This window comes from Neobacillus sp. CF12 (assembly GCF_030348765.1).
In the GTDB taxonomy this organism is placed as follows: Bacteria; Bacillota; Bacilli; order Bacillales; family Cytobacillaceae; genus Neobacillus.
On record NZ_JAUCEU010000007.1, the window covers coordinates 5,577,154 to 5,599,745 of the forward strand.

General features: G+C 38.7%; 28 protein-coding genes. 23 read left to right on the top strand and 5 right to left on the bottom strand.

Annotated features, from left to right (window positions below):
• The first annotated feature begins 1 nt into the window (after position 1).
• Both QUG14_RS26720 and QUG14_RS26725 read left to right on the top strand, forming a co-directional pair.
• Positions 2–1,195 (top strand): FAD-dependent monooxygenase, encoded by a 1,194-nt coding sequence (locus QUG14_RS26720; protein WP_289343502.1) that lies wholly within the window; start codon positions 2–4, stop codon positions 1,193–1,195.
• Between the two features lie 92 nt (positions 1,196–1,287).
• On the top strand, positions 1,288–1,782 hold the full coding sequence (locus tag QUG14_RS26725; RefSeq protein ID WP_289343503.1) for a DinB family protein: 495 nt from the start codon (positions 1,288–1,290) through the stop codon (positions 1,780–1,782).
• 86 nt (positions 1,783–1,868) lie between these two features.
• On the opposite strand, the gene QUG14_RS26730 is transcribed toward QUG14_RS26725, so the two are convergent.
• The 3 genes from QUG14_RS26730 to QUG14_RS26740 form a co-directional block, all read right to left on the bottom strand.
• Entirely contained in the window at positions 1,869–2,780 is a 912-nt protein-coding gene (locus QUG14_RS26730; RefSeq protein WP_289343504.1) for an alpha/beta hydrolase, read from the bottom strand.
• 118 nt (positions 2,781–2,898) lie between these two features.
• Positions 2,899–3,039 carry a hypothetical protein gene (locus QUG14_RS26735; RefSeq protein ID WP_289343505.1) on the bottom strand — a complete coding sequence of 47 codons (141 nt, stop codon included), beginning with the start codon at positions 3,037–3,039 and terminating at the stop codon, positions 2,899–2,901.
• Between the two features lie 75 nt (positions 3,040–3,114).
• Positions 3,115–4,017 (bottom strand): hydroxymethylglutaryl-CoA lyase, encoded by a 903-nt coding sequence (locus QUG14_RS26740; RefSeq protein ID WP_483310764.1) that lies wholly within the window; start codon positions 4,015–4,017, stop codon positions 3,115–3,117.
• Between the two features lie 147 nt (positions 4,018–4,164).
• On the opposite strand from QUG14_RS26740, the gene QUG14_RS26745 reads away from it, so the two are divergent.
• From QUG14_RS26745 to QUG14_RS26760, 4 genes are all read left to right on the top strand, one after another.
• Positions 4,165–5,352, top strand: coding sequence for an acetyl-CoA C-acetyltransferase (locus QUG14_RS26745; protein ID WP_289343507.1), 1,188 nt, complete (start codon positions 4,165–4,167; stop codon positions 5,350–5,352).
• A gap of 28 nt (positions 5,353–5,380) precedes the next feature.
• Positions 5,381–6,070: a CoA transferase subunit A gene (locus QUG14_RS26750; RefSeq protein ID WP_289343508.1), complete on the top strand. Its 690-nt coding sequence runs from the start codon at positions 5,381–5,383 to the stop codon at positions 6,068–6,070.
• A gap of 23 nt (positions 6,071–6,093) precedes the next feature.
• Positions 6,094–6,750 carry a 3-oxoacid CoA-transferase subunit B gene (locus QUG14_RS26755; RefSeq protein WP_289343509.1) on the top strand — a complete coding sequence of 219 codons (657 nt, stop codon included), beginning with the start codon at positions 6,094–6,096 and terminating at the stop codon, positions 6,748–6,750.
• Positions 6,751–6,840: 90 nt separating this feature from the next.
• Positions 6,841–7,095, top strand: coding sequence for a YqkE family protein (locus tag QUG14_RS26760; protein WP_289343510.1), 255 nt, complete (start codon positions 6,841–6,843; stop codon positions 7,093–7,095).
• Between the two features lie 22 nt (positions 7,096–7,117).
• Here the strand turns inward: QUG14_RS26760 and QUG14_RS26765 are convergent, their stop codons facing one another.
• Entirely contained in the window at positions 7,118–8,029 is a 912-nt protein-coding gene (locus tag QUG14_RS26765) for an aldo/keto reductase (protein ID WP_289343511.1), read from the bottom strand.
• Between the two features lie 63 nt (positions 8,030–8,092).
• Positions 8,093–8,224, bottom strand: a complete 132-nt coding sequence (mciZ, locus tag QUG14_RS26770; protein ID WP_289343512.1) for a Z-ring formation inhibitor MciZ — start codon at positions 8,222–8,224, stop codon at positions 8,093–8,095.
• Positions 8,225–8,298: 74 nt separating this feature from the next.
• On the opposite strand from mciZ, the gene QUG14_RS26775 reads away from it, so the two are divergent.
• The 17 genes from QUG14_RS26775 (at position 8,299) to QUG14_RS26855 (ending at position 22,462) form a co-directional block, all read left to right on the top strand.
• On the top strand, positions 8,299–8,853 hold the full coding sequence (locus tag QUG14_RS26775; RefSeq protein ID WP_289343513.1) for an NUDIX hydrolase: 555 nt from the start codon (positions 8,299–8,301) through the stop codon (positions 8,851–8,853).
• A complete protein-coding gene (locus tag QUG14_RS26780; protein WP_289343514.1) occupies positions 8,850–10,013 on the top strand; it encodes an endonuclease Q family protein in 1,164 nt (387 codons plus the stop codon). The genes QUG14_RS26775 and QUG14_RS26780 overlap by 4 nt, the downstream gene beginning before the upstream one ends.
• 229 nt (positions 10,014–10,242) lie before the next feature.
• Complete coding sequence (spoIIM, locus tag QUG14_RS26785) at positions 10,243–10,887, top strand: stage II sporulation protein M (protein ID WP_289343515.1); 645 nt, start codon at positions 10,243–10,245, stop codon at positions 10,885–10,887.
• 110 nt (positions 10,888–10,997) lie between these two features.
• A complete protein-coding gene (gene fur / locus QUG14_RS26790) occupies positions 10,998–11,462 on the top strand; it encodes a ferric iron uptake transcriptional regulator (RefSeq protein WP_289343516.1) in 465 nt (154 codons plus the stop codon).
• Positions 11,463–11,576: 114 nt separating this feature from the next.
• On the top strand, positions 11,577–11,804 hold the full coding sequence (locus QUG14_RS26795; RefSeq protein WP_289343517.1) for a YqzK family protein: 228 nt from the start codon (positions 11,577–11,579) through the stop codon (positions 11,802–11,804).
• A gap of 6 nt (positions 11,805–11,810) precedes the next feature.
• A complete protein-coding gene (gene xerD, locus QUG14_RS26800; RefSeq protein WP_289343518.1) occupies positions 11,811–12,704 on the top strand; it encodes a site-specific tyrosine recombinase XerD in 894 nt (297 codons plus the stop codon).
• Positions 12,705–12,926: 222 nt separating this feature from the next.
• Complete coding sequence (gene deoB, locus QUG14_RS26805) at positions 12,927–14,111, top strand: phosphopentomutase (RefSeq protein WP_289343519.1); 1,185 nt, start codon at positions 12,927–12,929, stop codon at positions 14,109–14,111.
• A 12-nt stretch (positions 14,112–14,123) separates the two neighbouring features.
• The gene (locus QUG14_RS26810) at positions 14,124–14,945 is read left to right on the top strand and encodes a purine-nucleoside phosphorylase (protein ID WP_289343520.1); all 822 of its coding nucleotides are present in this window, start codon (positions 14,124–14,126) and stop codon (positions 14,943–14,945) included.
• A gap of 32 nt (positions 14,946–14,977) precedes the next feature.
• Positions 14,978–16,282: a pyrimidine-nucleoside phosphorylase gene (locus tag QUG14_RS26815; RefSeq protein ID WP_289343521.1), complete on the top strand. Its 1,305-nt coding sequence runs from the start codon at positions 14,978–14,980 to the stop codon at positions 16,280–16,282.
• A 125-nt stretch (positions 16,283–16,407) separates the two neighbouring features.
• Positions 16,408–17,577, top strand: a complete 1,170-nt coding sequence (locus QUG14_RS26820) for a D-alanyl-D-alanine carboxypeptidase family protein (RefSeq protein ID WP_289343522.1) — start codon at positions 16,408–16,410, stop codon at positions 17,575–17,577.
• 129 nt (positions 17,578–17,706) lie between these two features.
• The gene (spoIIAA, locus tag QUG14_RS26825; RefSeq protein WP_289343523.1) at positions 17,707–18,057 is read left to right on the top strand and encodes an anti-sigma F factor antagonist; all 351 of its coding nucleotides are present in this window, start codon (positions 17,707–17,709) and stop codon (positions 18,055–18,057) included.
• Position 18,058: 1 nt separating this feature from the next.
• Positions 18,059–18,499 carry an anti-sigma F factor gene (spoIIAB, locus tag QUG14_RS26830; protein WP_289343524.1) on the top strand — a complete coding sequence of 147 codons (441 nt, stop codon included), beginning with the start codon at positions 18,059–18,061 and terminating at the stop codon, positions 18,497–18,499.
• 12 nt (positions 18,500–18,511) lie between these two features.
• Complete coding sequence (gene sigF, locus QUG14_RS26835; protein WP_221822810.1) at positions 18,512–19,270, top strand: RNA polymerase sporulation sigma factor SigF; 759 nt, start codon at positions 18,512–18,514, stop codon at positions 19,268–19,270.
• Positions 19,271–19,356: 86 nt separating this feature from the next.
• Positions 19,357–19,977 carry a stage V sporulation protein AA gene (locus tag QUG14_RS26840; protein WP_289343525.1) on the top strand — a complete coding sequence of 207 codons (621 nt, stop codon included), beginning with the start codon at positions 19,357–19,359 and terminating at the stop codon, positions 19,975–19,977.
• A complete protein-coding gene (locus QUG14_RS26845) occupies positions 19,967–20,389 on the top strand; it encodes a stage V sporulation protein AB (protein ID WP_289343526.1) in 423 nt (140 codons plus the stop codon). The genes QUG14_RS26840 and QUG14_RS26845 overlap by 11 nt, the downstream gene beginning before the upstream one ends.
• A gap of 26 nt (positions 20,390–20,415) precedes the next feature.
• Complete coding sequence (gene spoVAEA, locus QUG14_RS26850; RefSeq protein ID WP_289343527.1) at positions 20,416–21,015, top strand: stage V sporulation protein SpoVABEA; 600 nt, start codon at positions 20,416–20,418, stop codon at positions 21,013–21,015.
• A complete protein-coding gene (locus QUG14_RS26855; RefSeq protein WP_289343528.1) occupies positions 20,978–22,462 on the top strand; it encodes a spore germination protein in 1,485 nt (494 codons plus the stop codon). Before spoVAEA ends, QUG14_RS26855 begins: the two co-directional genes overlap by 38 nt.
• Positions 22,463–22,592: the final 130 nt, after the last annotated feature.

The following is a 22,592-nucleotide window of genomic DNA, read 5'->3' on the forward strand; positions in this document are numbered from 1 at the left end:
AATGACTAATATAAGCGATATTATTGTAGTAGGTGGAGGAATCGGTGGTTTAGCAGCAGCTCTATCAATCCAGGAAACTGGTAAATCGGTGGCGATTTTTGAGCAAGCACCTGAATTTGGAGAAGTAGGTGCCGGTATTCAGTTGGCACCTAATGCATTAGAAGTTTTAGACCGTCTAGGAGTAAAGGAAGAAATATTAAAATATGCGGTATTACCAAAACGTCTCGTTCTAAAAGATGTTTATACCGCAAAAGAATTAGCAACGCTTGATTTAGGGGAAGGTTTCCAAAAAGAATTCGGCCAGCCATATATCGTATTGCATCGATCTGATTTACACAGAGTTCTTTATGAAGCATGTCAAAAAAGCAGCAATATCAAATTCTTTACAAATCAAACGATTCAAACAGCAGAACAAAATGGAGATACGGTAACCATTGTCAACCAAAATGGTGAAACGTTTAGTACAGAAGCAGTTATTGGTGCAGATGGAGTAAAATCAAACATGCGTAAGCAACTGATTGATGACAAACCAGTAAACTCTGCCTATGTAGCCTATCGTGGAACGATTCCAATCGAAGAAGTGTCTACTAACGCAAACTTAGACCTAGATGATGTCATCATGTGGATTGGACCAAACCTGCATATGGTACAATATCCGGTTCGTCGTGGAGAGCTTTATAACCAAGTAGTAGTATTTAAATCCTATGATGCTACTGTTGAAGACTGGGGAACTCCAGAAGAAATGGCACGTCGTTTTGAAAATTGTCATCCAAAAGTTGAAAACGCTTTAACTTACATTAACCGTCAATTCCGTTGGCAAATGTATGACCGTGAACCAATCGACAACTGGACAACAGGCAAAATTACGCTATTGGGAGACTCAGGTCATGCAATGCTTCAATATTTAGCTCAAGGCGGCGTTCAAGCACTTGAAGATGCGTTTGTATTAGGTGAGAAATTAAAAGAACATAATTCATACGAAGAAGCATTTAACGCATATCAAGAAATTCGTATTCCACGTTCTGCAGTGGTACAAGGTTCAGCACGCAGATGGGGTGAAATTATTCACGCGGAGGATCCAACTGCACTTGCACTTCGTAACTTTATTTTTGAAAATCACAAACCAACGGATTATAAGGTTGTCGATTTCCTATATGGCTATTTCAAGAAAAATTACCAGCGTGTAAATTGCTAATTTACAACTTTTCGCAAAAATAAATGCGTTAGAGTTAACTCTAGCGCATTTTAAAATTTATATATTACGTGAATTGGAGGAGGACCTATTTTATGGCAACAGCAGTACTGAATGAAAAAGTGGAAACTTTTAAAAAGAGCATAGAAGATATTGCAGCGGTATTGAAAAATACGGAAGAGACGGCGCTTTTCATTAAACCTTCGGAAAATGAATGGTCAGCGATGCAAATTGTATCTCATATTTTAGAGGCAGTTGAATTTTGGGTTGCAGATTTGGAAGCACTGCTAGTTGTTCCCGGTGCAAAATGGGGACGCAATCATGAACATGTACGTCGGTTAGTTGCAGTAGATGAAAACGTGGTATCTCGTATTAAGAAAGATGATGCCATAACTGCGCTACAAAACTTGGTCCCAAAGGTGGAGGCAGCACTTGTAAAAGTGAACGCAGAGGATTTAGTAAAGACAGCTCCAAGCTATAATCCTAACTTTGACGGAAAACCGTTATCCTTTTTAGTCGACCATTTAATCGTTAAGCACGTAACTGGACATTACGGGCAAATTGTACGCCATTTAGAAAAAGTTAGATAAGTTAAAAAAAGCAAAAACAGACTGACCCTTGACTTGGGCAGTCTGTTTTGATGAAACGCAGATAAATGAAATATCTATATCCCAAATTAAGCAGTCTCAACGTATTTGGTCAAAAATTTATCGATAACTCTCCGATAATCTTCGGGATTTTCATTAAATGACTGAGCATGGCGACCATTTGCAGCGAGATAAAGCATTTTTGGACCTTGTTTTTTCTCATATAATTCCTTTGTCATCGTTGGGAGAATAAAATCATCGTTTTCGCTGTGAATAAAAAGAATAGGATGTTTAATATTTTCAATAACTGAGATGGGTGAGACGTGACGAATCGAATATTTTTCACGAAAGCGTAAAATAAAATCAGCAATTGGAATTAATAATGTCGATACATTTTTGAATTCTTTTTTTAGTTGATAAGATACTTGCTCTTTCAAATCAGAGAACGGACAGTCCGCTATATAAAAATCTGCGCCATCCTCAAGCATTCCAGCGTACAAAAGCATCGTAGCTGCCCCCATGGATTCTCCGTGGATACCAAGCGTAAGAGTGGGCCCCTTCTCTTTTTTTAACCAATCTATAACCGCCTTTAAATCGAATTTTTCATAATGGCCAAAGCTGGTTGTTTTACCCCCTGATTCACCATGGCGTCGATGATCGTAAATGACGGCATTAAATCCGCGTTCCAAGAATAGATTCATATATTTTATTGAATTAATTTTTGTTTCTGTCACACCATGAGAAATAATCACATAGCGATTGGACTCGTGTGGTTCTACCAGCAGCGCTTTAATGGGATAGCCAAAAGGGGAATCAATGATAACTTCTCGCTTTGGAAGTGATTCGAAATGCTCGGGGTTAAATCTTCCCGCTTCCTTTTCCCGCTGTACTATAAATTGTTCATCCTTCTTTTTCATATACATAAGCCGATTTGTAAAATAAAAACCTAAAGAAAATGTAAACAGAAATGAAAATAAAAGAACTCGCAGTGCCTTTCTCACAAGTACAGTACACCTCCCAAAGGTTTTTCAGTAGTAATAATTTGGTAATTAACGTTGGCTTTTATTTTACCATAGGAAAAGCCGCTAACTCCATTTAGCGGCTTAATGAAAAATATAATTATTGCTCTGAATTCTGTCTCTTGGTAGGATGAAGTGCTTTTTCTAATTCTTCAGCCGCAATCATCCGTTTTCCTCCACCAGCTGATTCTGCGTAATCCTTACCCCTTTGGCTATTGCCTTTATCTCGTTTTTGACTCATCATCTTCAGACTCCCTTCAAGTGGTTTCACTTAATAAGGTGCTTATATGAATGACTGATTATTCATTAAGTCAAACTATACTGTTTGAGAGTGAAGTTTAAAATAGCCGCTTTCAATCTTTCTTGAAAGGTGAGGACGGACAATTTCAATTGCATCAACAAGTTTATTAAGGTCTACTCCTGTGGAAATTCCCATTCGCTCAAGCATATAAACAACGTCTTCTGTTGCAGCGTTTCCTGCTGCCCCAGGGGCAAATGGACAGCCTCCTAGCCCGCCCGCAGAGGTATCAAACCGGTCAATACCTGCTTGAAGCGATGCTAAGATATTGGCCAATGCAAGCTTTCGGGTATCATGGAAATGAGCGGTAAGCAGGGTGTTAGGAAATGATCCTTTCAATTTTGTAAACAAGGAATAAGCTTCATGTGGGGCGGCCATCCCAATTGTATCCGCAACACTGAGTTCATCGACCCCAGCCTCAACAAATTCACCGCAAAGCCTGATAGTATCAACCTCGTTTATTTTCCCCTCATAAGGACAATAAAATGCTGTCGATATACAAGCGCGGACAAAGTAGTTCTTGTCTTTTAATTCGGCGATCAGCGGCTTCAACTCGGCCATACTAGCAGCAGTTGTTTTATTAATATTTTTTTGATTGAAGGTGTTACTAACTCCAACAAAAAAGGCTACCGCTTTACATTCAGACATGTAAACACGATCAATCCCTTTCCGATTAGGTGCCAAGACAATGTTCCGAGCATTCACATCAAGACAATCGGCAACAATTTCAGCTGCGTCCCCCATTTGCGGAACCCATTTTGGAGAAACGAACGAAGTTAACTCCATCTCCTGAAGACCTGCATTTTTAAGTGCGATAATAAACTTCTTTTTTATCTCAGTATTAACAAATAACTTTTCATTTTGCAATCCATCACGCGGCCCAACCTCAATAATTCTTACGTTATTAGGTAAATTAAACATCATTTTCCCCCTTGTACCTTCATACTTTCATTGTAGAGGTGTTGAAATCTAAAAATCAAGAATAATAGAAATTTTGACAAAATAAGAGGATTTTAGAGTTGTAAATCGAAATAGTAAAGGTAAAAGTGTTAAAAAGGAGTGGGAAGATTGAACCAAACAGAAGTAGTGATTGTTAGTGCGGTACGTACTGCACTAGGGAATTTTAACGGAAGTTTAAAAAATGTATCCGCACCTGACCTAGGAGCGACCGCTATCAAAGGAGCACTTGAAAAAGCTGGTTTGAAACCAGAGCAAGTAGATGAAGTTATTTTAGGGAATGTTCTGCAAGCAGGACTCGGTCAAAACCCTGCTAGACAGGCTGCTATTTCTGCAGGTATTCCTGAAAGCGTTTCCTCGATGACGATTAATAAAGTCTGTGGCTCGGGTTTAAAAGCTGTTCACCTAGCAACACAGGCAATTTTAGCAGGCGATGCTGAAATTGTTGTTGCTGGAGGAATGGAAAATATGAGCCAAGCTCCTTATCTATTAAAAAATGCCCGTGATGGTTTTAAAATGGGAGATCAAAAATTAGTAGATACTTTGACTAGCGATGGATTGAAATGTGTTTTTAACCACTATCATATGGGAATGACGGCTGAAAATTTAGCAGATAAATATTCCATTACGAGAGAAGAACAGGATCAGTTTTCAGCATGGAGCCAAGAGAAGGCTGCAAAGGCGATTGAAGCAGGAAAGTTTAAAGACGAGATTGTTCCTGTTATTATCCCACAGCGTAAAGGGGATCCAATTGTATTCGATTGTGATGAATATCCGAAAAAGGGCACAACAGCAGAAAAACTTGCAGGATTACGTCCTGCCTTTAAAAAAGATGGTAGTGTAACTGCTGGGAATGCATCAGGCATTAATGATGGTGCTGCAGTTGTAGTCGTGATGAGCAGGAAAAAAGCAGACGAATTAGGTGTGAAACCATTAGTCACGATTAAAGGAAATGCCAGCGCTGGTGTGGATCCAAGCATTATGGGAATCGGACCGGTTCCAGCAGTAAGAAAAGTTCTAGAAAAAACGTCTATTTCTATAGAAGAGCTTGAGTTAATTGAAGCGAATGAAGCATTTGCTGCCCAATCATTGGCTGTTGACCGCGAACTTCATTTTAATAAAGAAATATTAAATGTAAATGGCGGGGCGATTGCACTTGGTCACCCAATTGGTGCAAGCGGAGCAAGAATTCTCGTCACATTGATTCATGAAATGAAAAGACGGAATGCGCGCGTAGGGTTGGCAACACTTTGTATTGGCGGCGGTCAAGGGGTTGCTACAGTAGTTGAACTTGAGTAGGCCTAAAAATGAGGGGAGAACGAATACGATGAAAAAAATCACTACATCCTTCCAGGAAGCAGTCGCTGATATTCAAGATGGTGCGACGTTGATGGTCGGCGGTTTTGGCTTGTGCGGAATTCCTGAAAATCTAATCTTAGCATTGGTAGAAAAAGGGGTTAAGGATTTAACCGTCATTTCTAATAACTGTGGAATCGATGATTGGGGCCTTGGACCACTTTTGAAAAATAGACAGATTAAAAAAATGATAGGGTCCTATGTGGGAGAAAATAAAGAGTTTGAAAGACAGGTATTAGCGGGTGAGCTCGAAGTAGAATTGACTCCACAAGGAACGTTAGCGGAAAAAATAAGGGCAGGCGGTGCAGGCATTCCGGCCTTCTATACTCCTGCAGGGGTAGGAACACCAATTGCCGAGGGCAAGGAAACAAAGGTCTTTAAAGGTAGAGAGTATCTATTAGAGGAAGCATTGACAGCTGACTTTAGTCTTGTTAGGGCATGGAAGGGTGACAAGATGGGAAATCTCGTCTACCACAAAACGGCACGAAATTTTAATCCGATGATTGCTGCTGCTGGTAAAGTAACGATTGCTGAAGTGGAGACACTCTGTGAAATTGGTGAACTTGATCCTAATTTTATCCACACTCCGAGCGTATATGTTCAGATGGTTATAGAAGGAAAGCAGGAAAAACGGATCGAGAGAATGACAGTTAGAAAATAGATTGCTGGAAGGAGAGAGTGCCAATGGTCTCTGTTAGAGAGAGAATTGCGATAAGGGCAGAGAAAGAAATTGAGGACGGTTTTTATGTGAACTTAGGAATCGGTATGCCGACGCTTGTTGCAAATTATATATCGGATAATAAGCAGGTGGTTCTTCAATCAGAAAATGGACTGCTGGGAATTGGTCCATATCCAACGGAGGAAGAAGTTGATCCTGATTTAATCAATGCCGGAAAAGAAACGGTTACAGCCATTAGTGGTGCAGCCTATTTTGATAGTGCAGAATCCTTTGCGATGATTCGTGGCGGACATATAGATGTAGCCATCCTTGGAGGCATGGAGGTTTCGGAAACAGGAGACCTTGCAAACTGGATGATTCCGGGTAAGATGATTAAGGGCATGGGTGGTGCCATGGATCTCGTCCATGGAGCACAGAAAATTATTGTCATCATGGAGCATGTCAATAAGCGCGGCGAATCAAAAATACTAAAACAATGTTCACTGCCGTTAACAGGGAAAGGGGTCGTTCATCGAATTATCACCGAGCGGGCGGTAATGGATGTAACGGATTCAGGGTTAAAGTTAGTTGAAGTGGCCTCAGGATTTACAATCGAGGATGTAGTTAATTCAACAGATGCTTCCTTGACAGTGGATGAGAATGTCGTAGTGGAAGCTTATTAATAAGTAAGGCAGGCTGACGAGCAAACCAGCCTGCTTTTTCATTTAAAAATTGCTATAATACATTTGAAATGATGTTTATGGGGGAGTTTCGTGAAAAAGAAATCGAAACAAAAAAATCAATCTAAACCAAAAAAAGAAGAAGCCGCGGTTACGCTGAAAGATATGATTAACCCGGAATTAATCAAGCAGTTAAAAGAACAGCAAGACCAACTAAAGGCCGCACAAGAGCGTAAAAAAGAAGAAGAAGAGCAGCAAAAACGTGAAGAGCGTCGCTTAAAGGAAAAGAATAAGTCGTTTGAGGATCTGCTAAATGAGAGCGGGATGAACTGGAAGGAATTTAAATAGAGAGCCAAATGGCTCTCTATTTTTAACGATGTTCTTTATAATACGTTGTCTTAGAAATTGTTTTTATCAGCGCTATTTCATCTTCAGTTAAAGACGGGCTATTAATAGCACGGGCATTGGCTCTTACTTGTTCTGGACTGCTAGCTCCAGCAATAACAGAAGCAACAGCAGGATGAGTCAAATTGTATTGAAGTGCTACTTCGGTAAATGAGCGGTCACCCGCCAACTTGTCCTTTAGCACAGGTAATACAGTAAGAAGATCTTCCTGACTATAGTCTTGGTATCCTTTCTGTGACACCTTTTCGAGCATTTTATCACTTAGAAGTCCCTTTGCAAGAGGACCACGGGTGACTACACTAATTCCATGCTCATGAAGCAATGGCAAGGCTTCTTCTTCTGGTCTGCGATCTAATATACTATATTGCATCATAACCGAAACAATATGTGACTTCTTTATATACTCACGAATGACATTGGGACGAATCGATGAAATTCCATAATAGCGAATATAGCCTTCAGACTTCAATTCTTCAAATGCTTCTATTGTTTCCTCAATCTGATCTTCAATTGTCCCGCCATGAAGTTGATAAAGGTCAATATAGTCTGTATCTAGTCGTTTCAGACTTTGCTTTACTGCTTCTTTTATATACGATTTGGAGGGATCCCATGACCAGCCTTTTTTATCCTGATTCCAACGATTTCCAACCTTAGACGCAAGAATGACGTTCTCACGTACCTGTTTTAAAGCAGACCCGACGATTTTTTCATTTTCACCAAAATCATATAAGTCTGCTGTATCAAAATAATTGATTCCCTCATCTAATGCGGTTTCAATAATCTCTCTAGCTGCTTTTTCATCTGTGCCAATCGACATACAGCCTAGGCCTAACTCTGTTACCCATAAATCTGACTTTCCCAGTTTTCTTTTTTTCAAAAATATCACCCCGTCCTTTTCTATAATTTTACGTAAGTCCGGGGAAGACTACAAATTATGCGATTATTTTGGTGCGACTTTTTCTACCCACTCGGCAACGGTAGGATACTCTTTATTGTATTCCTTTAGCTTCTGTACGATTTCCCAGCCCTTACCAACTAGAATAATTCCTTTCTCATGCACATATACCTTCATCCCATACCCCTCCAAATAATGTATGGTAAAATGTATGAGCAGCACATACCGAATTAGAACAGGAGTTGACATAGATGAGTACTCTTAATGAAAAGACATTACATAGCGAGGAAATTTTTTCAGGAAAGATCATTAGTCTTCATCTTCAGGATGTAGAACTACCAAATGGAAAACAGTCAAAAAGAGAGATTATTAAACATCCAGGTGCAGTCGCTATTTTGGCCGTCACTGATGACCAGAAAATTGTTATGGTTGAGCAATTTCGGAAAGCGCTTGAACGGACAATCGTTGAAATTCCTGCAGGAAAGTTGGAAAAAGGCGAGGAGCCTGTTCTATGTGCCCGACGTGAGTTAGAGGAAGAGACAGGATATGAATGTGAAAGTCTGGAACTGCTTGTCTCGTTCTATACATCACCTGGATTTGCAGATGAGATTGTTCATCTATATGTTGCCAAAGGACTTACAAAGAAGGAAAATGCAGCAACACTTGATGAAGATGAGTTTGTGAATATTGAGGAACTTACACTTGATGAAGCGATTCAATATATAAAGGAACAAAAAATTTATGATGCTAAAACCGCCTATGCTGTGCAATACTTACAACTACAAGAGGCATTAGCAAAAAAATGAAACGCTATTATGTAGATTTACATATTCATATCGGAAGAACCTGGACTGGTAAGCCTGTGAAAATAACTGGCGCTAAATCATTAACATTTACCAATATCATTGAACATGCTCGGCACGAAAAAGGGCTGAATATGGTTGGGATTATTGATAGCCACTCACCAGAAGTAATTCTAGAAATGGAAAGTCTAGTTTCGAGTGGAGACATTGTTGAACATCCAGATGGAGGTTTAGCATTCGGTGATTTGACCGTTATTCCTGGTTCAGAGTTAGAAATCTATGATGAACAATGCAATGGACCCATACATGTTCTTTGTTATTTTCCGACAATCTTAATCATGAAAGAGTTCTCGAATTGGCTGTCTAATCATTTAAAAAATGTCCAATTAAGTTCCCAGCGGATTTATGTATCAGGTCTGGAATTGCAAAGAAAAGTAAAAGAAATTGGCGGGATATTTATTCCAGCACATGTGTTTACACCTTTTAAAAGCCTTTACGGCAAGGGTGTCAATAAATCTTTAACAGAGGTATTTGATCCCATCCTAATCGATGGGATTGAGCTTGGTCTGAGTTCGAATACAATGATGGCAGATCAAATAAGTGAGTTACACAACTATACATTTGTGACCAATTCCGATGCGCATTCTTTAGCGAAAATTGCTCGTGAATATCAGGTAATATCGATGAACGAACCGTCATTTAAAGAATTAGGAATGGCGTTGAGGAGGGAAGAGGGAAGGCAAATTATCGCGAACTACGGGTTAGATCCGCTCCTTGGTAAATATCACAAAACCGTCTGTGCAAAATGCTTGCACCCAGCCCATGAGGAAGATCAAATTTGTACACAGTGTGGGAAAAATCAGATAGTTAAAGGAGTAGCCGACCGAATTCTTGAATTAAAGACTGCAGATCATAGTCCCGAAGGACGTCCCCCCTATGTCCATCAAGTACCGTTAGATTTTATTCCTGGATTGGGACCAAAATTACTTGAAAAACTCGTCAATCATTTTGGATCTGAAATGGCAATATTGCATGAAGTTCCATACCAGGCACTAACCGAAGTGGTTCCACCAAAGATTGCTGACCTCATCATGAAAGCAAGAGAGGGAAAAGTGACTTTAACAGCAGGCGGCGGAGGAAAATACGGAAAAATTGCAGACTAATTTAATAGTTCTATTGAAAACCTGGCAGAATCGCAGTATCTGTCAGGTTTTTTGCCTAAATTTAACTGAAAAACTAATATATCAGCGTTAATCGATTTATATCAGCGAAGCCCGCATTTACCTCACTCCCCCTCTTTTAAAAATGAAAATCTATTATTTTATCGTCATAGAAATACTAGAAAGGCATAAAATGTAATAACTTGATTAGGAGAAATAGGAGGGACTGCAGATGAAGAAACGATTGTACCCGAACGATGCCGCTAGTTATTTCCGTGAGCATTCCTCAATTTTTTTATTTATTGTTATATTATTTTTAATGGGCGTGATCTTTGGAGCTATTGTAGTTAATAGCATGAGTATCACACAAAAGGAAGATTTATTTTATTATTTATCACAATTCTTTGGGCAAATTCAAAATGGAAAAGTGGCAGAAAACCATGATTTATTTACCCAAAGCTTTCTTCATAACAGCAAGTTCATTGGGCTGATTTGGATATTAGGAATTTCGATTATTGGGCTGCCTGTCATCCTCATTCTATTATTTATTAAAGGTTTGGTGGTAGGCTTTACGGTGGGTTTCCTAGTAAGTCAATTAGGCATAAAAGGATTTTTTCTCGCATTTGTGTCCATTCTGCCACAAAATGTGATTATCATTCCCGTTTTCATTTTAATGGCTGCTTTATCGGTAATATTCTCATTGAGAATGATAAAAAAACAATTTTTTAAGTCCTATGGTCAACCAATTTTGCCATTCTTTAAGAACTATATTCTCACCTTCATAATTGCGGTAGTACTCATTTCTGCTGCATCAGGAGTCGAGGCTTACGTATCACCATGGCTGATGAAAACCATGATGGGATCACTAAATTTATAACAATTATTAAATAATATCGATTATAAAAACTTATTTATAATAATTTTATTTTGACTCCTCTTTCTCATCTGTTATAATGAGAATAGCAGCGGCGAGGGAGGGACTTCGTGATGGAAACAAGAATTGAGAGAATTAAAAAGCATTTGCATTCATCGAGCTATAAGCTAACACCTCAACGTGAAGCAACCGTTCGGGTATTGTTAGAGCATGAAGAGGATCATTTAAGTGCAGAAGATGTATACCTCCTCGTTAAGGAAAAGTCGCCTGAAATAGGATTGGCAACTGTATATCGAACACTTGAATTACTTACTGAATTGAAGATTGTTGATAAAATTAACTTTGGTGATGGAGTTTCTCGTTATGACCTTCGCCAAGAAGGGGCAGCCCATTTTCATCATCACCTTGTTTGTATTGAATGCGGAGCAGTGGATGAAATTCAAGAAGATCTTCTTGAAGATGTGGAGGCTGTTGTTGAACGAAGATGGAACTTTAAAATAAAAGACCATCGCCTTACATTTCATGGCATTTGCTATCGCTGTCAGGATAAAGAAAAAACAGAAGAAAAAGTTGATTAATGCTAAGTCCTTTTAAATAAAAGGGCTTTTTTCTTTATAGAACCTAAACAGTAGGTATAAAAGTTGGACAAATTGGCATATCTTTTACTAGGCTAACTGTTTGGGGGAAGGTATATGCTCTCTTTTATTAAAATCGTACTACAAACCTTAAAGGTTTTTGTCATATTCACTGGATGCACGATACTCTTTTATTATGGTATTATGTGGGTAAATGAGGAGTATCAAAATTATCATCGCTACGATTCACCAGAAGGTTCGGCTTTAAAGGTTTCTACCATTAATAAGGAAGACAATCCTTACTGGTTGGATCGGTTGATTTTGTTTTACTTAAATGGGGAGTAGTATTGAATGGATAATCATTTGAAAAATTTTATGCAGTTTTTACTCGTTGAAAAGAATATGGCAAAGAATACGCTGCTATCGTATGAACGAGATTTGAAAAACTATCTTCGCTACCTAAAAAACGTTGAGAGAATTGAGACTTTAGATCACGCTCAGCGAGTTCACATTATCCAATTCCTGACCTTTTTAAAGGAGCAAGGCAAATCTGCTAAAACTCTCGCAAGGCATGTTGCTTCTATTCGTGCTTTCCATCAATTTCTTTTACGAGATCAGGCAACGAAACAGGACCCTTCTGTCCTAATCGATACGCCTAAATCAGAAAGAACAATACCTAAAGTGTTAAGCTTGGAGGAAGTAGAAAAGCTTCTAGAGGCTCCTAATGGCCAAGGGCATTTTGTTTTAAGAGACAAGGCTATGCTAGAAATTCTTTATGGCACGGGTATTCGTGTCAGTGAGCTTATTCAAATCGATGTAGATCATGTTAATGTAATGTTGGGCTTTGTTACCGTCACCGGTAAAAGTGATAAAGAGCGAATTATTCCCATTGGGGGACCAGCCGCAGAAGCACTAAAACGTTACCTGGAGCATGGAAGACCATATTTTCTACAGGAAAATCACTCTGACTATGCATTATTCTTAAACCACCAAGGAAGGCGGTTAACAAGACAAGGGTTTTGGAAAATCTTAAAAAAACTGGCTAAAGAAGCTGGTATTCAGAGCGAATTAACTCCGCATACCCTTCGGCATTCCTTTGCAACACATCTTATCGAAAATGGCGCCGATTTAAAAGCAGTCCAAGAAATGATGGGACATGCTGATATTTCTACCACACAAATTTATACTCAAATAACGAAGACAAGATTAAAAGATGTTTATAGTAAATTCCATCCTAGAGCTTAATAGTATACTAGTTACATAAAAAGTTTAAAAAATGTCGAAAAGCTGCCAAATTTAATGGCAGCTTTTTCTTGTAATTTTACTAGAGTTTAGTAAAATAAAGAGGTCAGACTTCTGACGTTGGATTTTTTAAAGTATAAATAATCCTTTCTGATAAGGGCATTCTATTGTTATTAATTAACAAAGTAAATTATTTTTATTTATAGAAAAAGGAGGCAGACTAGAATGGCTATAAATACATATAAACGTATATTTCTGATCGTAATGGACTCTGTAGGAATTGGGGAATCTCCGGATGCAGACCAATTTGGTGATAAGGGTGCAGATACGCTGGGACATATTGCTGAAAAAATGAATGGACTCAACATGCCAAACATGGGGAAATTAGGCTTGAGTAATATCCGTGAGATTAAAGGAATAGAAAAAGTAGCAAAACCATTAGCATACTATACAAAAATGATGGAAGCTTCGAACGGTAAAGACACTATGACAGGCCATTGGGAGATTATGGGGTTGAATATTCAAACACCTTTTCGGGTATTTCCCGATGGATTTCCAGATGAGTTGCTTTCAGAATTAGAGGAACGCACAGGTCGAAAGATTATTGGCAATAAACCCGCTAGTGGAACGGAAATTCTTGATGAACTAGGGGAAGAGCATATGAAAACAGGAGCATTGATTGTTTATACTTCTGCGGATTCTGTACTTCAAATAGCAGCTCATGAAGAAATCATTCCAATTGAAGAGCAATATAAAATTTGTAAAATTGCCCGTGAATTAACCCTAGATGAAAAGTATATGGTGGGTCGTGTTATTGCCCGACCATTCTTAGGTGAACCAGGTAATTTTAAAAGAACTGCTAACCGTCATGACTATGCATTAAAACCATTTGACAGAACGGTTATGAGTGAGATGAAAGACGCTGCTTTAGATGTAATTGCAATTGGAAAAATTTCTGATATCTATGATGGAGAAGGTGTAACCCAGTCACTTAGAACCATTTCCAATATGGATGGTATGGATAAACTAGTGCAGACACTTGATATGGACTTTACGGGAATGAGTTTCTTGAATTTAGTAGATTTTGATGCTTTATTTGGACATCGACGTGATCCAGAAGGCTATGGAAATGCACTTGAAGAATATGATGCACGCTTACCGGAAGTTTTTGCCAAGATGAAAGATGATGATTTATTGATCATTACGGCAGACCATGGTAATGATCCAGTAGCACCTGGAACGGACCACACACGTGAATATGTCCCATTGATCGTCTATTCTAAGCAAATGACAGAAGGTAAAGAACTTCCTATTCGCGAAACATTTGCTGACATTGGGGCAACGGTAGCAGATAACTTTAAAGTGAAGATGCCTAATTTCGGAAAAAGCTTCTTACAAGAACTGAATTAAGGGGGAATGAAAATGAATATCGAAAACATTCAAAATGCTGCAGGATTTTTAAAAGAAAAGTACACAAATACACCAAAAGTTGGCCTAATCTTAGGTTCCGGTCTAGGGGTTTTAGCAGATGAAATTGAGAATCCCGTGAAAATACCTTATAACGAAATCCCTGATTTCCCTATTTCGACAGTTGAAGGGCATGCGGGACAGCTTGTTTTTGGCCTGCTAAATGGTGTTGAAGTTGTTGCAATGCAAGGACGTTTCCATTTCTATGAAGGCTATGGGATGGATAAAGTAACCTTCCCAGTCCGTGTTATGAAAGAACTTGGTGTAGGTATGCTGATTGTGACAAATGCAGCCGGTGGGGTAAATGAAAGCTTTGAAGCAGGAGATTTAATGATTATCACCGATCATATTAATTTTATGGGGACAAATCCATTAATCGGACCAAATGATTCCAAATTAGGCGCACGTTTCCCGGATATGTCGGAACCGTACTCAAAAGAATTGCGGGCAATTGCAAAAGAAATTGCATCTCAAATTAAGATAAATGTTAAAGAAGGCGTTTATTTTGGAAATCCAGGACCAGTGTACGAAACTCCGGCGGAAGTTAGAATGGTAAGAACACTTGGTGGCGATGCGGTGGGAATGTCTACTGTTCCTGAGGTTATTGTTGCCCGTCATAGCGGGATGAAGGTACTAGGAATTTCCTGCATTTCTAATATGGCATCAGGGATTCTTGATCAGCCATTAACACATGATGAAGTCATTGAAACAACTGAAAGAGTGAAAGCAAACTTTCTATTATATATAAAAGAAATCGTTAAAAGCATCGCAAAATAATCCAAAAATATCTTATAGAAGTGGTGATAAAAATGAGAATGGTTGACTTAATTGAGAAAAAGAGAGATGGGCAAGAACTAACCACGGAAGAAATTAAGTTTATTATCAATGGATACACGGATGGATCCATTCCAGATTATCAAGTAAGTGCATTAACCATGGCCATCTTTTTTCAAGGGATGACTGAAAAAGAAAGAGCAGATTTGACGATGGCAATGGTTGAATCGGGCGATCAAATTGATTTATCTCAAATTGAAGGAATTAAAGTGGATAAGCACTCTACTGGTGGGGTGGGAGATACAACAACCCTAGTTCTGGGTCCGCTAGTTGCTGCCCTCGATGTTCCAGTTGCAAAAATGTCAGGCCGCGGTTTAGGTCATACTGGCGGTACGATTGACAAATTAGAAGCAGTAAAAGGCTTCCATGTTGAGATTAAGAACGAGGAATTCATTGAGTTAGTTAATAAAAACAAAATAGCGGTAATTGGGCAAAGTGGCAACTTAACACCGGCTGATAAAAAGTTATATGCCTTAAGAGATGTAACAGCAACTGTTAATAGTATTCCATTAATTGCTGGCTCAATCATGAGCAAGAAAATTGCGGCTGGTGCAGATGCCATTGTCCTAGATGTAAAAACGGGTGCTGGTGCATTCATGAAGACGTTAGATGACTCAAGAGAACTGGCTAAAGCAATGGTAGGTATCGGAAACAATGTTGGAAGACGAACGATGGCTGTAATTTCTGACATGAGTCAGCCACTCGGGTTTGCGATTGGAAATGCGCTTGAAGTGAAGGAAGCGATTGATACATTAAAGGGTGAAGGTCCTGAGGACTTAACCGAGCTTTGCTTAACGCTCGGCAGTCACATGGTTTACTTAGCCGAAAAGGCAAGTTCATTAGCCGAAGCACGCAAGATGCTTGAAAATGTCATTAAAGATGGCTCTGCACTTGAGAAGTTTAAGGTCTTCCTGAGTTCTCAAGGTGGAGATGCATCGATTGTGGATGATCCTTCTAAAATGCCGCAGGCTCAATTTACATTCGAACTAGAAGCAAAGGAAGATGGGTATGTATCCGAAATCGTTGCGGATGAGGTAGGGACTGCTGCAATGATTTTAGGAGCAGGAAGAGCGACAAAAGATTCAGTCATCGATTTAGCTGTTGGACTTGTTCTAAGAAAGAAAATAGGGGACCAAGTGAAAAAAGGCGAATCATTGGTAACGATTTACAGTAACTTTGAAGATGTAAATGCAGTGAAAGAAAAACTTTATGAAAATATAATTGTTTCCTCAGAAAAAGTAGAGGCACCAATCTTAATACATGAAGAAATAACTCTATAATAGATAGACGCAAGAGTCCAGGAAAAATTTCCTGGACTTTTTTGTATTACAGAAAGGAAAATACTGTATAAAGTTGTTAGATTTGGAAAAAATGGAATCTATATAAAGAATGGAGGGTTATGCGAATGAAACGATATATCTCTTTACTAGTAGTAGCCTTGTTACTTACAAGTTTATGGATTCCATCTGTATCCGCAGAAGAAAAAACGAGCTCTGATATAACAAATAATGTAAGGTCAGCGATTTTAATTGAGCGCGATACAGGTCAAATTCTTTATGAGAAAAATAGTAATGAGGAGCTTCCACCAGCTAGTATGACAAAAATAATGACCATGCTGCTTATTATGGAAGCAATTGATAAAGGAAAACTAAAATGGGATGAAAATGTTCGTACGAGTGAGTATGCTGCCTCAATGGGAGGGTCGCAAATCTTCCTTGAACCTGGAGAAGAAATGACGGTTAAACAAATGCTCCAGGGGATTGCGATTGGTTCTGGAAATGATGCTTCTGTAGCAATGGCAGAGAAAATTGCAGGATCAGAAGAAGCCTTTGTTGATATGATGAATGACAAAGTCAAGGAACTTGGTTTAAAGAATACGATCTTTAAAAATACTACAGGTCTTCCAGGAAGCGGTCATTATAGTTCAGCACATGATATGGCGATTATGGCCAAGGAGCTATTAAAATATGAAGACATTACAAAATTCACGGGAATGTATGAAGCGTATCTACGTGAAAATACAGATAAAAAATTCTGGCTTGTCAATACCAATAAATTAGTGCGCTTTTATCCAGGCGTAGATGGTCTAAAGACAGGATTTACAGCTGAAGCGAAGTATTGTTTAACAGCAACTGCGCAAAAGGATGGCATGCGCGTAATTGCGGTCGTTTTTGGAGCGCCGACATCAAAAGAAAGAAATGCCCAAGTGACAAAGATGCTCAATTATGCTTTTGCCCAATATCAAACACACCCAATGTACAAACGTAATCAAGTGATTGGCGATGCTCATGTTAACAAAGGCAAAGACAAGAAAGTTGAAGCAATAACAAGTGAACCTCTATCTTTACTCACAAAAAAAGGTGAGAAAACAGAAGATGTTAAACGAAAAGTAATATTAAAAAAAGACCTTAACGCCCCTGTTAATAAAGGAGATACGGTTGGAACCATTCAACTTGTCAAAAATGGAAAAGTAGTCCTTGAGAGTGAGTTAGTGGCGAAAAACGACGTCAAAGAAGCGAACTGGTGGACGCTCTATAAACGTTCATTCGGAATGTTTACCAAAGCAGGTAAGTAGAAGTAGCTTAAGGGAATGTCGAATTCCTACTTTTTTTAGCAAATATCAACTAGTTTTGTCTTGTTAGAAGGAGATTGCTCTAACGGTAACGAATTGACTCACTATACCAGATGAAGGAGGCTAGGGATAGTGAGTCTTAACATTGAAATGGAAATAAAACATGATGTTTTATTGCTGCGATTAAGTGGAGAGCTTGATCATCATACAGCGGACGAATTACGAGAAAAAGCTGCTAATGCCATTGAAAAGAATGATATTCGTCATATAGTTTTAAATCTAGAACAGCTTTCTTTTATGGATAGCTCTGGGTTAGGTGTCATTTTAGGGCGATACAAGCAAATAAAGCAGGTGCATGGTGAAATGGTCGTATGTGCGATTTCCCCAGCAATACAACGATTATTCGATATGTCGGGGATGTTCAAGATCATAAAACTTGAACCGACTGAAGAGTTTGCATTGCAAAGATTGGGGGTGGCCTGATATGAAGAATCAAATGAATCTTCAATTCAGCGCTTTAAGTCAAAATGAATCATTTGCCCGTGTCACAGTTGCTTCTTTTATTGCGCAGCTTGACCCTACAATGGATGAGTTGACTGAGATCAAAACAGTTGTTTCTGAAGCAGTAACAAATTCCATCATACATGGTTATGAAAATGACCCAAATGGGATTGTTTATATCCAGGTAACCATTGAAGACAATATAGTGGACATTTCAATCAAAGATGTCGGATTAGGTATTGTAGATGTGGAGGAAGCTCGACAGCCATTATTTACAACGAAGCCAGATCTAGAAAGATCTGGTATGGGATTCACTATCATGGAAAATTTCATGGATGAGGTTGAGGTTCTCACACAGCCAGGTAAAGGAACCGAAGTAAGACTAAAAAAGCATTTACACACAAGCAAAATGCTATGCAATTAAGGAGACTTGCCAATGGATGTGGAGGTCAAAAAAGATAAAGCGCAAACGTATTTAAAGGACCATGAAGTTAAAGAGCTTATTAAGAAAAGCCAAGATGGCGACCAAGCAGCAAGAGACCATATTGCTGAAAAAAATATGCGTCTTGTTTGGTCCGTTGTCCAGCGGTTTCTAAACAGAGGATATGATCCAGATGATCTTTTCCAAATTGGATGTATCGGACTGCTGAAATCTGTAGATAAGTTTGATCTTTCCTATGATGTGAAGTTTTCTACCTATGCGGTTCCAATGATTATTGGTGAAATCCAAAGGTTTATTCGTGATGATGGAACGGTAAAGGTTAGCCGTTCTTTAAAGGAAATGGGAAACAGAATTCGAAAGGCGAAGGATGAATTATCGAAAACATATGGAAGAATTCCAACTGTTAACGAAATTTCAGAGCATCTTCAACTATCGCCAGAGGATGTTATTCTCGCCCAGGAAGCAAGTCGGACACCATCTTCTATTCATGAAACTGTTTATGAAAATGATGGTGATCCAATTACCTTGTTAGACCAGATCGATGATGGAAATGAAGGTAAATGGTTTGATAAAATTGCTTTAAAAGAAGCGATTCGGGAATTGGATGAACGTGAGCGACTTATAGTTTATTTACGCTATTATAAAGACCAAACGCAATCTGAAGTTGCAGTGAGGTTAGGGATTTCGCAGGTGCAAGTTTCAAGACTTGAAAAAAAGATTTTACAACAAATGAAGGACCGAATGGATCTCTAATCCATTCGGTCTTTTTTTTTTAGTAAAGAAAGGATTTTTGCTCATACTATTTATACAAGGAAATCAATGTGTGGGGAGTGAATGTTTTGGAAAAAACAGTCTACATCCGCATGCGGAATCGTGTTCTGGCAAAACCGGAAGAAAGTATCTATTTAATGGATATAGCACAAATCATTGCCCCAGAATCAATAATCTCTGAATTAAAAAAAATGAAAGTCCATCAGATATCTGTAAAGGACAAAAACATTGTCATCATTGATGTCATGAAAGTTATTCGATTGATTTCAAGTTTAATCGAGGATGTAGATGTCCAAACCATTGGACCGGCGCAAACAATTATTGAAGTAATAATGAAGAAAAAACAAATGTCGTTTCCTTTTTTTATCTTAATTTGGTTTTTATTATTTTTTGGTTCAGCAATGGCTATAATGAATTTTCATGACGATGTAAGTATGCGGAGTGTTCAGGAAAAGTTATACAAAATTATTACAGGTGTGGAAGACACCAAACCATGGATATTTCAAATCCCCTATTCAATTGGGTTAGGTCTAGGAATGATTTTATTCTTTAATCATGTATTTCAAAAAAGGATTAACGAAGAACCAAGTCCCCTGGAAGTCGAGATGTTTAACTATCAAATGGATTTAGATAACTATGTCATTATTCATGAAAATAAGGAAAGTATGAAACGTACAAATGACGATTAAAGTAATCAGTGTAATGTTTATCGGACTTGCAGGTGGATTAGCAGTTGGTTCGGGTTTTGTAGCTTTTCTGACAGTACTTGGAATTATCCCTCGATTGACACAGTTGTCGAAAACAATGAAAATGATTCGACACTATGAATGGGCTGTAGTATTAGGAGCGCTAACAGGCTGCGCAGGAAGCTTGAGAGATCCAATATTAGGGTTATCCCCATATTTTATGTTACCTCTTGGATTGGTTGGAGGTGTATTTGTTGGGATGTTAGCCGCTGGGTTAACAGAGGTTTTAAACGTGTTCCCCGTCCTTGCAAAAAGGTTAGGAATTGATGGGAAAATTATTATTTTAATCATGGCAATTGTATTAGGGAAAATTGTTGGTTCAATTTTCCAATGGGTCTATTTTGTTCATCATTAAAGGAAGTAATGAAAGGACATCCTAGAATGAGTATTCGCAGGCGGGTTATATTAATTACTGATGGTGATGAATATGCAAAAAGGGCTGTTGAGCATGTTGCACATGAAGTGGGAGGGCGTTGTATTACGCAGTCTTATGGGAATCCTTCTGCTCTAACAGGGGAGGAGCTCGTAAAATTAATTAAAAAGGCTGCTAATGACCCGGTATTAGTTATGTTTGACGACAGTGGACTTGTGGGTGAGGGAGCAGGGGAACGAGCATTAAAATATGTTGCCACTCATAAGGATATTGAAGTCTTAGGGATTATTGCGGTTGCTGCCAAAACCCACCAGGCAGAGTGGACGAGAATCGATGTAAGTATTGACCGAGATGGTGAAATAACGCCTTATGGTGTTGATAAACATGGTATACCAGAACTTGAGATAGGCAGATTAAATGGTGATACTGTATACTGCCTTGATGAATTAGATGTTCCAATTATCGTTGGAATTGGAGATGTCGGGAAAATGGCAAGGCGTGACCACTATGAGCGCGGTGCCCCCATTACGAAAAAAGCGGTAGAGCTAATACTCGAAAGGAGTGGATTTCGTGACGAAAGAGACCGAACAAGCATGGCCGATTCCTGAATCCCTGCAAGAAATTGAACATTATATGAAACAGCGGGTGGGTCTAGGTGTAAGTTTTGATTTTGGTGTTCGAAAGTTAAAAATTCTAAAAAAGGATGTCCACTTTTATTGGATAACTGGTTTATGTGATACTCAATTTATTATTGAAACTGTAGAAGAACTGGTACGCATAAATGATCATGAAAAATTGTCTGCAGACCTCTTTAAAATAGTCGAAAACAGACTCGTCAATCAATCAGTTAGTCCAATTAAAACACTTGATGAAATGGTCACCCAAGTTTTATCTGGATTAATTGTTGTGGTAGTGGAGGGAGCAAATACTGCTCTTGCCGTTGACGTCCGAAGTTATCCAGGTCGTTCTCCTCAGGAGCCAGATACTGAGAAAGTAGTTAGAGGTTCTCGTGATGGCTTTGTTGAAAATATTGTTATAAATACTGCATTAACTAGAAGAAGAATACGTGATGAACGACTGCGCTTTGAGATTATGAAGGTGGGTGAACGGTCGAAAACGGATATCGCAATTGGCTATATAAATGATATTGCAGATCCAGATTTAGTTAATATTCTCCGTAAAGAACTTAAGGCCATAAAAATAGATGGTATCCCGATGGCTGATAAAACAATAGAAGAATTCATTTTAAAACAAGGATTTAATCCTTATCCGTTAGTCAGATACACAGAACGTGCTGATGTGGCCGCTGCACATCTATTAGAAGGACATGTGATCATTTATGTGGACACATCACCAAGTGTAATCATCGCACCAACCACATATTTCCATCATGTACAACATGCAGAGGAGTTTCGTGAAGCTCCTGTTATGGGGACATTCGTCAGATGGTCTCGGTTTCTAGGCATTTTAACATCCATTTTTTTACTTCCATTATGGCTATTGTTCGTGTTAGAACCATCTTTATTGCCTGATAAATTATCGTTTATTGGACCTAACGAACAAACCAATATTCCAATAGTGGTACAGATATTATTAGCAGATTTTGGACTAGAATTTTTAAAGATAGCCGCCATACATACACCTACACCACTATCGACAGCCATGGGTTTAATTGCTGCCGTGTTGATTGGTCAGATTGCTATCGAAGTTGGTTTGTTTGTTCCTGAGGTAATATTATATGTTGCGGTTGCAGGTATTGGTACGTTTACCACACCGAGTTATGAGTTAAGTGTTGCAAATAAAATAGGCAGGATCGTATTGATCATTCTCGTTTCGATTTTCCATACACCAGGCTTCGTAATTGGTGCAACCTTGCTGTTTATTCATCTGGTAACAACTCGTACTTTAAATACACCGTATTTTTGGCCATTTCTTCCTTTTGAACCAAAGGGATTCTTGCAAATTATTTTCCGTAGGGCAGTACCAGGGTCGATTCTTCGACCAAGCATTGTTCACCCGAGGAATCGGTACCGTCAACCACCTAAAGGAGAATAATTTATTGCGGATTGCGAAAGGGTATGCTAAAGTAATTTTAATTATATAAAAGGATAAAAAGCTAAAAAATAGGCAGTATCCTTTGTGGATTCTGTCTATTTATTTATTACTTTTTTAAGCACCTGCCATA

What these genes read in the sequence shown, in the direction of transcription:
- QUG14_RS26720 (WP_289343502.1), top strand. Translation starts at nt 2, where the DNA reads ATGACTAATATAAGCGATATTATTGTAGTAGGTGGAGGAATCGGTGGT.
- QUG14_RS26725 (WP_289343503.1), top strand. Translation starts at nt 1,288, where the DNA reads ATGGCAACAGCAGTACTGAATGAAAAAGTGGAAACTTTTAAAAAGAGC.
- QUG14_RS26735 (WP_289343505.1), bottom strand. Translation starts at nt 3,039, where the DNA reads ATGAGTCAAAAACGAGATAAAGGCAATAGCCAAAGGGGTAAGGATTAC.
- QUG14_RS26740 (WP_483310764.1), bottom strand. Translation starts at nt 4,017, where the DNA reads ATGTTTAATTTACCTAATAACGTAAGAATTATTGAGGTTGGGCCGCGT.
- QUG14_RS26750 (WP_289343508.1), top strand. Translation starts at nt 5,381, where the DNA reads ATGAAAAAAATCACTACATCCTTCCAGGAAGCAGTCGCTGATATTCAA.
- QUG14_RS26755 (WP_289343509.1), top strand. Translation starts at nt 6,094, where the DNA reads ATGGTCTCTGTTAGAGAGAGAATTGCGATAAGGGCAGAGAAAGAAATT.
- mciZ (WP_289343512.1), bottom strand. Translation starts at nt 8,224, where the DNA reads ATGAAGGTATATGTGCATGAGAAAGGAATTATTCTAGTTGGTAAGGGC.
- QUG14_RS26775 (WP_289343513.1), top strand. Translation starts at nt 8,299, where the DNA reads ATGAGTACTCTTAATGAAAAGACATTACATAGCGAGGAAATTTTTTCA.
- QUG14_RS26780 (WP_289343514.1), top strand. Translation starts at nt 8,850, where the DNA reads ATGAAACGCTATTATGTAGATTTACATATTCATATCGGAAGAACCTGG.
- spoIIM (WP_289343515.1), top strand. Translation starts at nt 10,243, where the DNA reads ATGAAGAAACGATTGTACCCGAACGATGCCGCTAGTTATTTCCGTGAG.
- fur (WP_289343516.1), top strand. Translation starts at nt 10,998, where the DNA reads ATGGAAACAAGAATTGAGAGAATTAAAAAGCATTTGCATTCATCGAGC.
- QUG14_RS26795 (WP_289343517.1), top strand. Translation starts at nt 11,577, where the DNA reads ATGCTCTCTTTTATTAAAATCGTACTACAAACCTTAAAGGTTTTTGTC.
- xerD (WP_289343518.1), top strand. Translation starts at nt 11,811, where the DNA reads ATGGATAATCATTTGAAAAATTTTATGCAGTTTTTACTCGTTGAAAAG.
- deoB (WP_289343519.1), top strand. Translation starts at nt 12,927, where the DNA reads ATGGCTATAAATACATATAAACGTATATTTCTGATCGTAATGGACTCT.
- QUG14_RS26810 (WP_289343520.1), top strand. Translation starts at nt 14,124, where the DNA reads ATGAATATCGAAAACATTCAAAATGCTGCAGGATTTTTAAAAGAAAAG.
- QUG14_RS26815 (WP_289343521.1), top strand. Translation starts at nt 14,978, where the DNA reads ATGAGAATGGTTGACTTAATTGAGAAAAAGAGAGATGGGCAAGAACTA.
- QUG14_RS26820 (WP_289343522.1), top strand. Translation starts at nt 16,408, where the DNA reads ATGAAACGATATATCTCTTTACTAGTAGTAGCCTTGTTACTTACAAGT.
- spoIIAB (WP_289343524.1), top strand. Translation starts at nt 18,059, where the DNA reads ATGAAGAATCAAATGAATCTTCAATTCAGCGCTTTAAGTCAAAATGAA.
- sigF (WP_221822810.1), top strand. Translation starts at nt 18,512, where the DNA reads ATGGATGTGGAGGTCAAAAAAGATAAAGCGCAAACGTATTTAAAGGAC.
- QUG14_RS26845 (WP_289343526.1), top strand. Translation starts at nt 19,967, where the DNA reads ATGACGATTAAAGTAATCAGTGTAATGTTTATCGGACTTGCAGGTGGA.
- spoVAEA (WP_289343527.1), top strand. Translation starts at nt 20,416, where the DNA reads ATGAGTATTCGCAGGCGGGTTATATTAATTACTGATGGTGATGAATAT.